Annotated in this window: 27 protein-coding genes; 4 read left to right on the forward strand and 23 right to left on the reverse strand. The window is 45.7% G+C overall.

Annotated elements, in window-relative coordinates; all coding sequences use genetic code 11:
- The first annotated feature begins 35 nt into the window (after nucleotides 1–35).
- Together AK965_RS12730 and AK965_RS12735 are read left to right on the forward strand one after the other, a co-directional pair.
- A complete protein-coding gene (locus AK965_RS12730; protein WP_099079974.1) occupies nucleotides 36–488 on the forward strand; it encodes a GNAT family N-acetyltransferase in 453 nt (150 codons plus the stop codon).
- Nucleotides 489–1,349 carry a DMT family transporter gene (locus AK965_RS12735; protein ID WP_099079975.1) on the forward strand — a complete coding sequence of 287 codons (861 nt, stop codon included), beginning with the start codon at nucleotides 489–491 and terminating at the stop codon, nucleotides 1,347–1,349.
- Nucleotides 1,350–1,433: 84 nt separating this feature from the next.
- On the opposite strand, the gene AK965_RS12740 is transcribed toward AK965_RS12735, so the two are convergent.
- Nucleotides 1,434–2,030 carry a LysM-like peptidoglycan-binding domain-containing protein gene (locus AK965_RS12740; protein WP_099079976.1) on the reverse strand — a complete coding sequence of 199 codons (597 nt, stop codon included), beginning with the start codon at nucleotides 2,028–2,030 and terminating at the stop codon, nucleotides 1,434–1,436.
- 232 nt (nucleotides 2,031–2,262) lie between these two features.
- Between AK965_RS12740 and AK965_RS12745 the strand changes: the two genes are divergently transcribed.
- Both AK965_RS12745 and AK965_RS12750 read left to right on the forward strand, forming a co-directional pair.
- Entirely contained in the window at nucleotides 2,263–2,883 is a 621-nt protein-coding gene (locus tag AK965_RS12745; RefSeq protein WP_099079977.1) for an FKBP-type peptidyl-prolyl cis-trans isomerase, read from the forward strand.
- Between the two features lie 99 nt (nucleotides 2,884–2,982).
- The gene (locus tag AK965_RS12750) at nucleotides 2,983–3,552 is read left to right on the forward strand and encodes a DUF2780 domain-containing protein (RefSeq protein ID WP_099079978.1); all 570 of its coding nucleotides are present in this window, start codon (nucleotides 2,983–2,985) and stop codon (nucleotides 3,550–3,552) included.
- 92 nt (nucleotides 3,553–3,644) lie between these two features.
- Here AK965_RS12750 and rplQ read toward each other — a convergent pair whose 3' ends face one another.
- The 22 genes from rplQ to rplV form a co-directional block, all read right to left on the reverse strand.
- Nucleotides 3,645–4,025 carry a 50S ribosomal protein L17 gene (gene rplQ / locus AK965_RS12755; protein ID WP_005383141.1) on the reverse strand — a complete coding sequence of 127 codons (381 nt, stop codon included), beginning with the start codon at nucleotides 4,023–4,025 and terminating at the stop codon, nucleotides 3,645–3,647.
- A 26-nt stretch (nucleotides 4,026–4,051) separates the two neighbouring features.
- A complete protein-coding gene (gene rpoA / locus AK965_RS12760; protein ID WP_005383143.1) occupies nucleotides 4,052–5,044 on the reverse strand; it encodes a DNA-directed RNA polymerase subunit alpha in 993 nt (330 codons plus the stop codon).
- Between the two features lie 23 nt (nucleotides 5,045–5,067).
- Nucleotides 5,068–5,688, reverse strand: a complete 621-nt coding sequence (rpsD, locus tag AK965_RS12765; protein ID WP_099079979.1) for a 30S ribosomal protein S4 — start codon at nucleotides 5,686–5,688, stop codon at nucleotides 5,068–5,070.
- A gap of 27 nt (nucleotides 5,689–5,715) precedes the next feature.
- On the reverse strand, nucleotides 5,716–6,105 hold the full coding sequence (gene rpsK, locus AK965_RS12770) for a 30S ribosomal protein S11 (RefSeq protein ID WP_001118870.1): 390 nt from the start codon (nucleotides 6,103–6,105) through the stop codon (nucleotides 5,716–5,718).
- A gap of 18 nt (nucleotides 6,106–6,123) precedes the next feature.
- Nucleotides 6,124–6,480 carry a 30S ribosomal protein S13 gene (rpsM, locus tag AK965_RS12775; protein WP_005435100.1) on the reverse strand — a complete coding sequence of 119 codons (357 nt, stop codon included), beginning with the start codon at nucleotides 6,478–6,480 and terminating at the stop codon, nucleotides 6,124–6,126.
- 149 nt (nucleotides 6,481–6,629) lie between these two features.
- Nucleotides 6,630–6,743, reverse strand: coding sequence for a 50S ribosomal protein L36 (gene rpmJ / locus AK965_RS12780; RefSeq protein ID WP_000868186.1), 114 nt, complete (start codon nucleotides 6,741–6,743; stop codon nucleotides 6,630–6,632).
- Nucleotides 6,744–6,781: 38 nt separating this feature from the next.
- Nucleotides 6,782–8,116: a preprotein translocase subunit SecY gene (gene secY, locus AK965_RS12785; RefSeq protein ID WP_005435093.1), complete on the reverse strand. Its 1,335-nt coding sequence runs from the start codon at nucleotides 8,114–8,116 to the stop codon at nucleotides 6,782–6,784.
- Nucleotides 8,117–8,136: 20 nt separating this feature from the next.
- Entirely contained in the window at nucleotides 8,137–8,571 is a 435-nt protein-coding gene (gene rplO / locus AK965_RS12790) for a 50S ribosomal protein L15 (RefSeq protein WP_099079980.1), read from the reverse strand.
- A gap of 5 nt (nucleotides 8,572–8,576) precedes the next feature.
- Nucleotides 8,577–8,753 carry a 50S ribosomal protein L30 gene (gene rpmD, locus AK965_RS12795; RefSeq protein WP_000201159.1) on the reverse strand — a complete coding sequence of 59 codons (177 nt, stop codon included), beginning with the start codon at nucleotides 8,751–8,753 and terminating at the stop codon, nucleotides 8,577–8,579.
- Between the two features lie 7 nt (nucleotides 8,754–8,760).
- The gene (rpsE, locus tag AK965_RS12800) at nucleotides 8,761–9,264 is read right to left on the reverse strand and encodes a 30S ribosomal protein S5 (protein ID WP_021708925.1); all 504 of its coding nucleotides are present in this window, start codon (nucleotides 9,262–9,264) and stop codon (nucleotides 8,761–8,763) included.
- Between the two features lie 14 nt (nucleotides 9,265–9,278).
- Complete coding sequence (rplR, locus tag AK965_RS12805) at nucleotides 9,279–9,632, reverse strand: 50S ribosomal protein L18 (protein ID WP_021451677.1); 354 nt, start codon at nucleotides 9,630–9,632, stop codon at nucleotides 9,279–9,281.
- Nucleotides 9,633–9,641: 9 nt separating this feature from the next.
- The gene (gene rplF / locus AK965_RS12810; RefSeq protein ID WP_099079981.1) at nucleotides 9,642–10,175 is read right to left on the reverse strand and encodes a 50S ribosomal protein L6; all 534 of its coding nucleotides are present in this window, start codon (nucleotides 10,173–10,175) and stop codon (nucleotides 9,642–9,644) included.
- A gap of 12 nt (nucleotides 10,176–10,187) precedes the next feature.
- Nucleotides 10,188–10,580, reverse strand: coding sequence for a 30S ribosomal protein S8 (gene rpsH / locus AK965_RS12815; RefSeq protein ID WP_005450567.1), 393 nt, complete (start codon nucleotides 10,578–10,580; stop codon nucleotides 10,188–10,190).
- Nucleotides 10,581–10,609: 29 nt separating this feature from the next.
- Nucleotides 10,610–10,915, reverse strand: coding sequence for a 30S ribosomal protein S14 (gene rpsN / locus AK965_RS12820; protein WP_099079982.1), 306 nt, complete (start codon nucleotides 10,913–10,915; stop codon nucleotides 10,610–10,612).
- A gap of 17 nt (nucleotides 10,916–10,932) precedes the next feature.
- Nucleotides 10,933–11,472 carry a 50S ribosomal protein L5 gene (gene rplE / locus AK965_RS12825; protein WP_005450569.1) on the reverse strand — a complete coding sequence of 180 codons (540 nt, stop codon included), beginning with the start codon at nucleotides 11,470–11,472 and terminating at the stop codon, nucleotides 10,933–10,935.
- A 23-nt stretch (nucleotides 11,473–11,495) separates the two neighbouring features.
- The gene (gene rplX, locus AK965_RS12830; RefSeq protein ID WP_005435084.1) at nucleotides 11,496–11,813 is read right to left on the reverse strand and encodes a 50S ribosomal protein L24; all 318 of its coding nucleotides are present in this window, start codon (nucleotides 11,811–11,813) and stop codon (nucleotides 11,496–11,498) included.
- A 13-nt stretch (nucleotides 11,814–11,826) separates the two neighbouring features.
- Nucleotides 11,827–12,198, reverse strand: coding sequence for a 50S ribosomal protein L14 (gene rplN, locus AK965_RS12835; RefSeq protein WP_005489425.1), 372 nt, complete (start codon nucleotides 12,196–12,198; stop codon nucleotides 11,827–11,829).
- Between the two features lie 162 nt (nucleotides 12,199–12,360).
- The gene (gene rpsQ / locus AK965_RS12840; protein WP_099079983.1) at nucleotides 12,361–12,615 is read right to left on the reverse strand and encodes a 30S ribosomal protein S17; all 255 of its coding nucleotides are present in this window, start codon (nucleotides 12,613–12,615) and stop codon (nucleotides 12,361–12,363) included.
- Nucleotides 12,615–12,806, reverse strand: coding sequence for a 50S ribosomal protein L29 (gene rpmC, locus AK965_RS12845; protein ID WP_004410456.1), 192 nt, complete (start codon nucleotides 12,804–12,806; stop codon nucleotides 12,615–12,617). The genes rpsQ and rpmC overlap by 1 nt, the downstream gene beginning before the upstream one ends.
- The gene (gene rplP / locus AK965_RS12850) at nucleotides 12,806–13,216 is read right to left on the reverse strand and encodes a 50S ribosomal protein L16 (RefSeq protein ID WP_099079984.1); all 411 of its coding nucleotides are present in this window, start codon (nucleotides 13,214–13,216) and stop codon (nucleotides 12,806–12,808) included. The genes rpmC and rplP overlap by 1 nt, the downstream gene beginning before the upstream one ends.
- An 11-nt stretch (nucleotides 13,217–13,227) precedes the next feature.
- Complete coding sequence (gene rpsC, locus AK965_RS12855; RefSeq protein WP_099079985.1) at nucleotides 13,228–13,926, reverse strand: 30S ribosomal protein S3; 699 nt, start codon at nucleotides 13,924–13,926, stop codon at nucleotides 13,228–13,230.
- A gap of 18 nt (nucleotides 13,927–13,944) precedes the next feature.
- On the reverse strand, nucleotides 13,945–14,277 hold the full coding sequence (gene rplV / locus AK965_RS12860; protein WP_005528535.1) for a 50S ribosomal protein L22: 333 nt from the start codon (nucleotides 14,275–14,277) through the stop codon (nucleotides 13,945–13,947).
- Nucleotides 14,278–14,286: the final 9 nt, after the last annotated feature.

The following is a 14,286-nucleotide window of genomic DNA, read 5'->3' on the forward strand; positions in this document are numbered from 1 at the left end:
AGTCAGCGGCATACTCTCATTAATGGATATTGGAAATGATCAACTGGACTGCCCAACCTTTCTCTCAACTGACAACCATACAACTGTATGAGATGCTGCGCCTGCGCGTTGATGTCTTTGTGGTGGAGCAAACCTGTCCTTATCCTGAACTGGACGGCAAAGATACACTAGAAGGCGTTTTTCACCTATTGGGCTATAAAGGCAAGGAGCTGGTTGCTTGTGCGCGCTTACTGCCTGCGGGTACAACATATGACAATGTGAGTATCGGTCGTGTGGTAACCAAACAAAGCGCTCGAGGTAGTGGTCTTGGACATGAACTTCTTGAGCAAGCCCTACAATATTGCCAACAGCTATGGTCAGGTCAGACGATCGATATTGGCGCGCAAGAACATCTGATGGCTTTCTATGCGAGTCATGGCTTTAAGGTCATTTCCGAAAGCTACCTGGAAGATGGTATCCCTCATGTGGATATGCGCCGAGTAAGCTAAATGTCACCACACCTGCTAGCGTTACTCCTACTGGTTATCGGTAACTTGGCGGCATCACTCTCCGATGTCGCCGTCAAACTGATTGAGGGCGGCATCAGCCCTTTCCAATATATGTTTGTGCGCCAGTTGGCTTCACTGCTGATCATCTTGCCTTTTTACCTCAAACAAAAACCGAATAAGCGCAGCCTAAAACAAGCACCTATCACCTTGTTGCGAGCCCACCTTATATTGATTGGTAGCGGCTGTATGATGGTTGCAGTCACTCACCTCCCTCTCGCTACCGCTAACGCCATCTTTTACGCAGCACCCATTTTAATGTTGCCACTGTCAATATTGTTCCTAAAAGAGCACCCACCACTGAGTAAGATCTTGCTCACTTGCTTTGGCTTCCTCGGAGTCTTAGTGGTGCTCAGACCGGATCATTTTCATTGGGCTGCGTTGTTTGCACTCGGCACAGCAATCACACTGGCGATGTTCAATATATTGGTAAGAAAGCTGCCCAGTGAACAATCGGTCGTCACCACACTTTGGTGGACAACACTGTTCTCGTTGCCTATCTCCACAATATTAGCTAGGTTTTACTGGCAACCTATGACTTGGCACGAACTGGCGTTCGTGATCGCGAGTGCCGTGTGCATCTTAAGTTATAATGGCTTAGCTGTTTTGGCGTATCAGAAAGCTCCGGCTGGAGACATTGCCTTAGCGGAATATTCAGGCTTAGTGTTTGTAACACTATTCGGGATATGGTGGTTTGATGAGATTCCGGATTGGCTGACGGCAATAGGGATCCTAGTGATCGTACTGCCTCTCTTACCATGGAATAAGAGAAAACAGCGCGTCAATCAACAGACACAAGATTGAACATATTGAGCAGCCATACACAAGCAACTGGCGGATACAAACAAGGCGCGAATCAAAGGCCTCTAGAATAGTTACTAGTGAATGTTATTTGTTACGACCGAATGTCCCATCAGATAAACGGAAAAACATCACCGAATCGCCACTTTTCTCCAGCTGAAGCATATCTAATTTTCCATCATTAGCGAGCTTAAAGCGCACCAACTGACCTTGCTTGATTCGACTCAGAGGTTTGTCACTGCCTTCTATTTTGACCAAGGCGTTTAAGTCTGCCATCGGCAGTTGGTTGCTACGGAATACTTGAGCTAACGTATCACCGTTCTTTACCGTGTACTCTTTCCATTGCTCAGACTTCTTTGGTTCTGAGTTTTGCACTGAACGCTGCTCACTCAAGCTTTGTGCATTCAGCTGGATTGCGACACGTTGAGTGTCAACCGGAGATTCCACCACTGCTTGCTTATCCTTAGGAGCAGGGATGAGCAAAAGCAAAAAGACCACTGGTAGCAGCACCATTAATGCACGTTGGTGTAACTTAGGAAGGTGTTGCCAAAATTGGGCAATCGGCTGAATGATTTGCTGCCACTTGGCCTTGCTGACCGGCTGCTTCCAATCGATAGCAGCGAGCTTTTGTTTCATCAATTCGACGTAGTCGACTTGCTGCTTTTTCTTTCTGCGACGATTCATGGTAATGAGTCCCTTAATACTTCTGACACCAGTATAAAAATACCAGCGCGGAGAGTATATGTTTTTCACCAAAGTAAAATGCGTTTTGGCTGAAATTGGCAAAGATTTCACTTGGAGTAAGAGATAAGTCACACCCTTGATGCCCTAATAAGACATTCCACTACAATCGTTTAAACCTACGCGTGAAACTGATATCCTGTTGCTTTCCTCACTCGAAATAAGAGCGACATTCATGTCTGAAATTAAATTTGAAACTGCTGAACAAAAAGCAAGCTACGGCATTGGTCTGCAAATGGGTCAGCAACTTGCAGGTTCTGGTCTAGAAGGCCTTAACGTTGATGCTATCGCAGCGGGTATTGCAACAGCACTAACTGGCGACATGCCAGCGATCGAAATTGACGAAATCAACAACGCACTGCAAGAGCTACACACTCGCGCAGAAGCCGTTCGTCAAGAAGCAGCAAAAGCAGCAGCAGCTGAAGGCGAAGCGTTCCTAAAAGATAACGCTCTACGTCCTGAAGTAAACGTACTTGAATCTGGTCTTCAGTACGAAATCATCACTGAAGGTAACGGTGAAATCCCAACTTCTGATAAACAAGTTCGCGTTCACTACCACGGTGAACTCACTGACGGCACGGTATTCGACAGTTCTGTATCTCGCGGTCAACCAGCTGAATTCCCTGTAACTGGCGTAATCAAAGGCTGGGTAGAAGCACTTCAGCTAATGCCTGTGGGTTCTAAGTGGAAACTGTACATCCCACAAGATCTTGCATATGGTGAGCGTGGCGCCGGTGCTGCTATCCCTCCATTCGCAGCACTAGTATTCGAAGTAGAACTACTAGACATCCTATAATCGATACTGATTAGTGATATTTTAAAGCGGCACTCCACGTGTCGCTTTTTTTTTGTCTACAATTTATTCGGACTCACTCCCGATTAGTAAGGACAAAGAATGAAAAAACTGAATCTACTTTTAACCTGCCTTATTCTTTCAACACCGGCTTTGGCCGATACGCTCATCCAAGAAACTGAAGGAGAATTGGAAAAAGCAAAGCAAAGCACTGAAGATGTAATGAAAAAAGCGGAAACTGACTCCGATACGTTACTAAAAGATGCGGAAGGAGAAACGGATAAAGCAATGAAAAGTGCCGATGACCTAGTGAAAGGGGTAGAGCTCGAGCACAGTAATCCCATTGCTGAAGCGGTAGGGAAAAAGCTCACTATTTCTACCGACATGGCCGCATCTGGCACTAGTGCTATGCTCGCTTATGCGGAAAGCAAGCTAACAGGGGACAACTTATCCGAATTGAACAAGTTAGTTCCAGGATTGTCAGATCTCACCGATATAAGTCTAACCATGGGCTCTATCGATAGCATGGATAAGGTTAAAAGTGCATTCAGTAACGCAGGCTTAGACGCCTCTCAAGTTGCCGAATTTTCACCGATCATATTAGATTACCTTAAACAGCAAGGAGCAACGAGCAATCTATTGGGTGCACTAAGCTCTCTATGGAGTGAGTGAGACGTTGTATAGATATGTACGTTGACTTTTAAGAGTCAGCGAATACAAAAAAGCCGAGCTGATGCTCGGCTTTTTTTGTTCTTACGAACTGATTACTCAGCAGCTTCTTCAGCCGCTGGGCGATCTACAAGCTCAATGTAAGCCATTGGAGCTTTGTCACCAGCACGGAAGCCAGCTTTTAGGATACGAGTGTAACCGCCCTGACGAGCAGCAAAACGTGGACCTAGTTCGTTAAACAGTTTTGCAACTACTTCGTTATCACGAGTACGTGCAAATGCTAGACGACGGTTAGCAACACTGTCAGTCTTAGCTAGTGTAATCAAAGGCTCAACTACGCGACGTAGCTCTTTTGCTTTTGGCAAAGTAGTCTTGATAACTTCATGACGTACTAGAGAGCTAGCCATGTTGCTGAACATCGCTTTGCGATGTGAGCTGTTGCGGTTGAGTTGACGACCACTCTTACGATGGCGCATGACCTAATCCTTCTAACTAGTATCGATTAATCTTCAGCGATTGATGCAGGTGGCCAGTTTTCTAGGCGCATGCCCAGAGACAGACCACGTGACGCAAGTACGTCTTTAATCTCAGTAAGAGATTTCTTACCAAGGTTAGGCGTTTTAAGTAGCTCAACCTCAGTACGTTGTACTAGATCACCGATGTAGTGAATCGCTTCTGCTTTCAGACAGTTAGCAGAGCGAACTGTTAGTTCAAGATCGTCTACAGGACGCAGTAGGATCGGATCGAATTCTGGCTTCTCTTCCTTCTCCTCAGGTACACGTACATCACGAAGATCTACGAACGCATCCAATTGCTCAGCAAGAATAGTAGCTGCGCGACGGATTGCTTCCTCAGGTTCTAGAGTTCCGTTTGTTTCCATATCGATAACAAGCTTGTCTAAGTCAGTACGCTGCTCTACACGAGCTGCTTCTACAGCGTAGGCAATTTTGTCTACTGGGCTGTAAGTAGCATCTACTAGTAGACGACCGATTGGACGCTCATCTTCTTCGTTATGGATACGCGCAGAAGCTGGAACATAACCACGACCACGTTCTACTTTAATACGCATTGCGATTTCAGCGTTGTCATCCGTTAGATGACAAATAACGTGTTCTGGGTTAGCGATCTCTACATCACCATCATGGGTGATGTCACCTGCAACCACAGGGCCCGAGCCTGATTTGTTCAGCGTAATGAACACTTCATCTTTGCCTTCGGCAACGCGAACAGCCAAACCTTTAAGGTTTAGAAGGATTTCAAGAATATCTTCTTGTACACCTTCTTTCGTGCTGTACTCATGAAGTACGCCTTCAATCTCTACTTCTGTGACTGCACAACCAGGCATAGAAGATAGAAGAATGCGGCGAAGTGCATTACCTAGAGTATGACCAAAGCCACGCTCTAATGGCTCAAGAGTTACTTTTGCGTGAGTCGAGCTGATCTGTTCGATGTCAACTAGACGTGGCTTAAGAAATTCTGTTACAGAACCCTGCATTGTGTCCTCTCTTTAGTTTAACCTTACTTAGAGTAAAGCTCGACGATCAATTGTTCGTTGATGTCAGCTGATAGATCAGAACGCTCAGGCATACGCTTGAATGTACCTTCCATCTTGCCACCATCTACTTCAATCCAAGTTGGTTTTTCACGTTGTTCAGCAACTTCTAGAGCCGCTTTAATACGAGCTTGCTGTTTAGCTTTCTCGCGGATAGATACAACGTCATTAGCCGTTACTTTGAAAGAAGGAACGTTTACAACTTTACCGTTAACTAGGATAGCTTTGTGGCTAACTAGCTGACGTGCTTCTGCGCGAGTTGCGCCAAAGCCCATGCGGTAAACTACGTTATCAAGACGACCTTCAAGAAGCTGAAGTAGGTTTTCACCCGTGTTGCCTTTTAGGCGAGCAGCTTCTTTGTAGTAGTTACGGAATTGTTTTTCTAGAACGCCGTACATACGACGAACTTTTTGCTTCTCACGAAGCTGAACGCCATACTCAGATAGACGACCGCGACGAGCGCCGTGTACACCTGGTGCGTTATCAATTTTACACTTGGTATCGATCGCGCGAACACCAGACTTAAGAAATAAGTCAGTGCCTTCACGACGGCTAAGCTTCAGCTTAGGACCCAAATATCTTGCCATGATTCTTCTCCAATAGTCCTAGAAACGTTATACGCGACGTTTCTTAGGTGGACGACAACCGTTATGAGGGATTGGTGTAGCATCTACAATGTTTGTGATGCGGAAACCAGCTGCGTTCAGTGCGCGAACAGTAGATTCACGACCTGGACCAGGACCCTTAACCATAACTTCCAAGTTCTTTAGACCGTATTCTTTAGCCATTTCAGCACAACGCTCAGCAGCAACCTGTGCAGCGAACGGAGTAGATTTACGAGAACCACGGAAACCAGAACCACCAGCAGTAGCCCAAGCTAGAGCGTTACCTTGACGGTCAGTAATGGTTACGATTGTGTTATTGAAAGAAGCATGGATGTGCGCAACGCCATCTGCAACTTGCTTGCGTACGCGCTTACGAGCGCGAGTTGGTTGTTTAGCCATTGTACTCTACCTTCCCGATTATTTCTTGATCGGCTTACGCGGACCCTTACGGGTGCGAGCGTTGGTTTTAGTACGCTGTCCACGTAGTGGTAGACTGCGACGATGACGAAGACCACGGTAACAGCCAAGGTCCATAAGACGCTTGATGTTCATTGATACTTCACGACGTAGATCACCTTCTACAGTGTATTTAGCTACACCATCACGCAGTTGATCGATCTGCTCTTCAGTTAGTTCACTGATCTTAACATCTTCAGCAATACCCACTTCAGCTAGAATAGCTTGAGAGCGAGTTTTACCGATGCCGTAGATTGACGTTAGTGCAATTACAGCATGTTTTTGATCAGGAATGTTAATGCCGGCTATACGGGCCATTATTCACTCCTAAGTGTTTCTTAAAAAGAATTAGCCGCAGCAAAGCCCGTTATGGATACGCTGCGGAGTGCTACTTCTTTTGCACGCAAAAGGTAGGCCGAGAAATATACTCGACCTATCCTTCATTTTCAAGTAAAAATTTCTGCTAATTAGCCTTGGCGCTGTTTGTGCTTTGGCTCACTGCAAATCACGCGAACAACACCGTTGCGCTTGATTACTTTACAGTTACGGCAGATTTTTTTAACGGAAGCACGAACTTTCATTGCTAAACTCCGTAATTGAAACTGAGTCTACCACCGTATTAACGGCCGTAGCCTTTCAGATTCGCTTTCTTCAACACAGAATCATACTGTTGAGACATCAGATGAGTCTGTACCTGTGCCATAAAGTCCATGATAACAACAACTACGATAAGTAGTGATGTACCGCCGAAGTAGAAACGTACGTTCCACGCGACCATCATAAACTCGGGAATCAGACAGATAAAGGTAATGTACAGTGCACCAGCAAGGGTTAAACGTGTCATCACTTTATCAATGTATTTCGCTGTCTGCTCACCTGGGCGGATGCCGGGTACGAATGCACCTGACTTCTTCAAGTTATCTGCTGTTTCACGCGGGTTGAAAACCAACGCCGTGTAGAAGAAACAGAAGAAAATAATTGCTGCTGCATAAAGCATTACATACAGCGGCTGACCTGGGCTAAGAGCCAAAGACACGTCAGTTAACCAACCGAACGCGCTGCTCTCACCGTTCTGACCAAACCACTGAGCCAGTGTTCCTGGGAACAGGATAATACTTGATGCAAAAATCGCAGGAATAACACCAGCCATATTAATTTTAAGTGGCAAGTGTGAGCTTTGCGCAGCAAATACTTTACGACCTTGTTGACGCTTAGCGTAGTTAACGACGATTCGACGCTGACCACGTTCCATGAAAACAACGAAGTAAATTACTGCAAAAGCTAATACTGCGATTAACAGTAGAAGAAGTACATGCAATTCACCTTGACGCGCTTGCTCGATTGTTTGACCGATTGCTGAAGGCAATCCAGCAACAATACCTGCAAAAATCAGAATGGAAATACCATTACCGATTCCTCGCTCTGTAATTTGTTCACCTAACCACATTAGGAACATGGTACCGGTTACTAAACTTACGGTAGCAATTAGCGTAAACATGGTTTGGTTCATTACAACCAAATTGTCGACCATGTTTGGTAAGCCTGTTGCAATACCAATAGCTTGGAATGTTGCAAGTACAAGCGTGCCGTAGCGTGTATATTGGCTGATCTTACGACGGCCTGCTTCACCCTCTTTTTTGAGTTCCGCTAACGCTGGATGAACTACAGTTAGCAATTGGACAACAATAGAAGCCGAAATATACGGCATGATGCCCAATGCTAATATAGATGCACGCTCAAGAGCACCACCGGAGAACATGTTAAACATTTCTACGATGGTACCTTTTTGCTGTTCGAACAAATCGGCAAGTACAGCAGCGTCAATACCAGGGATCGGCACAAAAGAGCCGGCTCGGAATACTAAAAGTGCACCAATTACGAATAATAAGCGCGACTTTAGTTCACTTAAGCCGCTCTGAGCACTACGAAAATCTTGTCCTGGTTTCTTAGCCATCTGTACCTCGTTCCTCGAGATTATGCCTCGATTTTACCGCCTGCAGCTTCGATTGCAGCTTTAGCGCCTTTAGTCACACGTAGACCTTTAACAGTCACTGCTTTGTTGATTTCACCAGAAAGAACAACTTTAACAAATTCGATGTTCTTAGTGATGATGTTAGCAGCTTTAAGGCTGTTTAGATCAACCACGTCACCAGAAACTTTCGCTAGCTCAGCTAGACGAACTTCAGCAGACACTAGGCTCTTACGAGAAGTGAAACCGAATTTTGGTAGACGTTGTTTCAGAGGCATTTGACCGCCTTCGAAACCTGGACGAACTTTACCGCCAGAACGTGATTTTTGACCTTTGTGACCACGGCCACCAGTTTTACCTAGGCCCGAACCGATACCGCGACCTAGACGCTTAGGAGCGTGCTTAGAACCAGCAGCCGGTGCAAGAGTATTCAAACGCATTCTGATTACTCCTCAACTTTAACCATGTAGTAAACCTTGTTGATCATACCGCGTACGCACGGAGTATCTTCAAGTTCTACTGTGTGGTTGATTTTACGAAGACCTAAACCGCGCAAAGTAGCTTTGTGCTTTGGTAGGCGACCAATTGAGCTTTTAGTTTGAGTTACTTTAATAGTTGCCATGGTGTTCTTACTCCGAAATAGCTTCAACAGTTAGACCACGTTTAGCAGCAACCATTTCTGGTGACTTAACGCTACCTAGTGCATCGATCGTTGCACGAACGATGTTGATAGGGTTCGTAGAACCGTATGCTTTAGATAGTACGTTATGTACGCCAGCAACTTCTAGTACTGCACGCATCGCACCACCTGCGATAACACCAGTACCTTCTGCAGCAGGCTGCATGTAAACTTTAGAGCCCGAGTGGCGACCTTTCACTGGGTGGTGAAGTGTGCCTTCGTTTAGCGCGATAGTAGTCATGTTACGACGCGCTTTTTCCATTGCTTTTTGAATCGCTGCAGGTACTTCACGAGCTTTGCCGTAACCGAAACCTACACGACCGTTACCGTCACCAACTACTGTTAGTGCAGTGAAGCTCATGATTCGACCACCTTTAACCGTTTTAGAAACACGGTTAACTGCGATTAGCTTTTCTTGCAAATCATTCGCTTGAACTTGTTGTTCTTTAGCCATCTTCCAACCCTACCTTAGAATTTCAGACCAGCTTCGCGAGCAGATTCTGCTAGCGCCGCCACTCGACCGTGGTATTGGAAACCAGAACGATCAAATGCAACTGCAGTTACGCCTTTTTCAAGAGCGCGTTCTGCAACAGCTTTACCTACTGCTTTTGCTGCATCGATGTTACCAGTGTATTTCACTTGCTCACGGATCGCTTTTTCTACAGTAGAAGCTGCTGCGATAACCTCAGAGCCGTTAGCCGCGATAACCTGTGCGTACACGTGACGAGGAGTACGGTGTACAACTAGGCGAGTCGCACCCAGTTCTGCAATCTTACGACGTGCACGTGTAGCACGACGGATGCGAGATGCTTTCTTATCCATAGTGTTACCTTACTTCTTCTTAGCTTCTTTAGTACGCACATTTTCATCTGCGTAACGAACACCTTTACCTTTGTAAGGCTCAGGTTGACGGTAAGAACGAATGTCAGCTGCAACTTGACCAACTAGTTGCTTATCACAACCAGTAATAACGATCTCAGTTTGAGTTGGACATTCTGCTTTAATACCCGCTGGCAGTTCATGCTCAACTGGGTGTGAGAAGCCTAGTGTTAGACCTACAGCGTTGCCTTTGATAGCAGCACGGTAACCAACACCTTTAAGTGTTAGCTTCTTAGTAAAGCCTTCAGTAACACCAACAACCATGTTGTTTACAAGTGCACGTGCAGTACCTGCTTGTGCCCATGCGTTAACAACACCTTCTTTAGGACCGAAAGTTAGGTTGTTTTCTTCCTGAGCGATAACAACCGCGTTGTTAAGAACGCGAGTCAGTTCGCCTTTAGCACCTTTTACAGTGATTTCTTGGCCGTTTAGTTTCACCTCTACGCCAGCTGGAATAGCGACAGGTGCTTTTGCAACACGAGACATAGTCTACTCCTATTAAGCTACGTAACAGATGATTTCACCGCCAAGACCTGCTTTACGCGCAGCGCGGTCTGACATCAGACCCTTGGAAGTAGAAACGATAGCAATACCAAGACCACCCATTACAGAAGGAAGTTGATCTTTCTTCTTGTAAACACGTAGACCTGGACGAGAAACACGTTTAAGTTGCTCGATTACTGGTTTAGCTTGGAAGTACTTAAGTGTAACTTCTAGCTCAGGTTTTGCTTCGCCTTCAACAGCGAAGTCAACGATGTAACCTTCAGCTTTTAGTAGTGCAGCGATTGCAACTTTAAGCTTTGAAGAAGGCATTTTAACAGCAACTTTGTTTGCTGCCTGACCGTTACGAACGCGGGTCAGCATATCCGAAATCGGATCTTGCATGCTCATATGATTTACTCCAAATGATTAAGTGGCAATTACCAGCTAGCCTTACGAAGACCCGGAATCTCGCCTTTCATGCAAGCTTCACGAACCTTAATACGGCTTAGACCGAACTTACGTAGGTAACCGTGTGGACGACCAGTTTGGTTGCAACGGTTGCGCTGACGTGATGCACTTGAATCACGTGGAAGAGATTGCAGTGTAAGAACTGCGTTCCAACGATCTTCTTCAGATGCGTTTACATCGCTGATGATAGCTTTTAGCGTTGCGCGCTTTTCAGCGAACTTAGCTACTAGCTGTGCACGTTTAGCTTCACGTGCTTTCATTGATTGTTTAGCCATAACAGTAACCCTTCACCTTACTTACGGAATGGGAAGTTAAAGGCAGCCAGCAGAGCACGGCCTTCCTCATCAGTACCAGCAGACGTCGTAATAGTGATGTCTAAACCGCGTACACGATCAACTTTATCAAAGTCGATTTCCGGGAAGATGATTTGCTCGCGAACGCCCATGCTGTAGTTACCGCGTCCGTCAAAAGACTTAGCGCTAACACCACGGAAGTCACGTACTCGTGGAAGAGCGATCGAAATTAGACGCTCAAGAAAATCCCACATACGTTCGCCACGCAAGGTTACTTTACAACCGATAGGGTAGCCTTCACGGATTTTGAAACCAGCAACAGATTTACGCGCTTTAGTGATAAGTGGCTTTTGACCAGAGATCGTTGCCATATCAGCAGCTGCGTTTTCTAGCAGTTTCTTATCGTTGATTGCTTCACCAACACCCATGTTTAGGGTGATTTTCTCGATTCTAGGGACTTGCATGACGCTTGTGTAGCTAAACTGTTTGGTCAGTTCAGCGACTACAGACGACTTGTAGTAATCATGCAGTTTCGCCATAGTAGAACTCCAAATTACTTCTATTAGTTAGAAACGATTTCGTTGTTAGATTTAAAGAAACGAACTTTCTTACCATCTTCAAAACGGAAACCGATACGGTCAGCTTTACCAGTAGCTGCGTTAAAGATCGCCACGTTAGATACGTCGATCGCTGCTTCTTGCTCTACGATACCGCCTTGGATACCTAGTGCTGGAACAGGTTTCTGATGTTTCTTAACAAGGTTGATGCCTTCAACGATAACTTTACCAGTTGCTAGGACCTTAGTTACTTTACCTTTCTTGCCTTTGTCTTTACCAGCAAGAACGATTACTTCGTCATTACGACGGATTTTAGCTGCCATTTCTACGTGCTCCTTACAGAACTTCTGGAGCCAGTGAAACGATCTTCATGAACTTATCGCCACGAAGTTCGCGTGTCACAGGACCAAAGATACGTGTACCGATTGGTTGCTCAGTAGTGTTATTCAACAGTACGCAAGCATTTCGGTCGAAGCGAATGACAGAACCGTCAGGACGACGTACGCCTTTACGGGTGCGCACTACAACCGCCTTCATAACGTCACCTTTCTTAACTTTACCGCGAGGAATTGCTTCCTTAACAGTAACTTTGATGACGTCACCGATATGTGCATAACGGCGGTGTGAGCCACCCAGAACCTTAATACACATTACGCTGCGTGCGCCTGAGTTATCAGCTGCGTCCAGCATACTTTGCATTTGGATCATGTTAGTGCTCCGCTAAATATTAATAACTAGACCCATCACGGGTCGGGCTGCCTCTTTATAAGGGACGCAAATTGTACCACCCTTTTTCGTGATTGGGTAGTCAAAAAATAAACGGCTCCAAAAAAAATTTTGGAGCCGTTTTCTATCATAGACTAAAGAAGATTACATCTTCGCTTTTTCTACGACTTTCACCAAAGTCCAAGACTTAGTCTTAGACAGTGGACGACACTCAGCGATTTCAACTGTGTCGCCTAGGCCACACTCATTGTTTTCGTCGTGTGCGTGTACTTTAGTTGTGCGTTTTACGAACTTACCGTAAATTGGGTGTTTTACGAAACGTTCGATAGCAACTACGATAGACTTGTCCATCTTGTCGCTAACTACACGACCTTGTTGAGTACGTTTTACTTCGCTCATTATGCGCCTGCCTTCTCAGTCAAAACAGTTTTCACACGTGCGATATCACGGCGTACAGCTTTCAGAGTATGAGTTTGCTGTAGTTGACCAGTCGCAGCTTGCATGCGCAAGTTGAACTGTTCACGTAGCAAATTCAATAGCTCAGCGTTAAGCTCTTCAACGCTTTTTTCGCGTAGATCTTGTGCTTTCATCACATCACCTGCTTAATTACAAATGTAGTCTTGAATGGCAGTTTACGTGCCGCTAGGCGGAACGCTTCACGAGCCAATTCTTCAGGTACACCACCCATTTCGTACATAACCTTACCAGGTTGGATTTGGGCTACCCAGTACTCAACGTTACCTTTACCCTTACCTTGACGAACTTCAAGTGGTTTTTCTGTGATAGGCTTGTCTGGGAACACACGGATCCAGATTTTACCTTGACGCTTAACGTGACGTGTCATTGCACGACGTGCCGCTTCGATTTGACGAGCAGTTAGACGGCCACGGCCAACAGCTTTAAGACCGAATTCGCCGAAGCTTACATCAGTACCTTTAGCTAGACCACGGTTACGACCTGTCTGAACCTTACGGAACTTAGTACGTTTAGGTTGTAGCATCTGTCGACTCCTTACTTACGGCCTTTACGCTGCTTCTTAGGCTTGTCAGCCTTAGGCTCTACAGCGTTAGCTGCTGGCATACCACCTAGGATCTCACCTTTGAAGATCCAAGTTTTAATGCCGATCACACCGTATTGAGTGTGAGCCGAAGAAGTTGCGTAATCAATGTCAGCACGTAGAGTGTGTAGAGGCACACGGCCTTCACGGTACCACTCAGAACGTGCAATTTCAGCGCCGCCTAGACGACCGCTTACTTCCACTTTGATGCCTTTAGCACCTAGACGCATTGCGTTTTGTACCGCGCGCTTCATAGCACGACGGAACATAACACGACGCTCTAGCTGAGACGCGATGCTATCACCAACAAGCTGAGCATCTAGCTCAGGCTTGCGTACTTCAGCGATATTGATTTGCGCTGGTACGCCTGCAATTTTCGCTACAGCTGCGCGTAGTTTCTCAACGTCTTCACCTTTCTTACCGATTACAACGCCAGGACGAGCAGTGTGAATAGTCACACGGATGCTCTTAGCAGGACGCTCGATAACGATACGTGAAAGAGATGCTTTTTGTAGTTCCTTAGTTAGGAACTGACGTACCTTGAAGTCGCCGTCTAGGTTGTCAGCGAAATCTTTGGTGTTAGCAAACCATGTAGCATTCCAAGGCTTAACGATGCCTAGACGAATACCATTAGGATGTACTTTTTGACCCATTGCTTACTCTCCTAGTCTCTAGCGATCTGCTACAACAACAGTGATGTGGCTTGAACGCTTCAAGATACGATCCGCACGACCTTTAGCACGAGGCATAATACGCTTCATGGTTGGGCCTTCATCTACAAAGATTTTTGCGACATTCAGATCGTCAATATCTGCACCTTCGTTGTGCTCCGCGTTAGCGATAGCAGACTCTAGAACTTTCTTAACTAGTACAGCAGCTTTTTTGTTGCTGAACGTTAGGATTTCTAGAGCTTGGTCAACAGATTTACCACGGATTAGATCCGCAACTAAGCGAGCTTTCTGAGGCGAAATGCGAGCAAAGTTATGTTTAGCAATAGCTTCCATTATTTACTC

Source organism: Vibrio sp. PID17_43, from assembly GCF_002608565.1.
Taxonomy (GTDB): Bacteria; Pseudomonadota; Gammaproteobacteria; order Enterobacterales; family Vibrionaceae; genus Vibrio.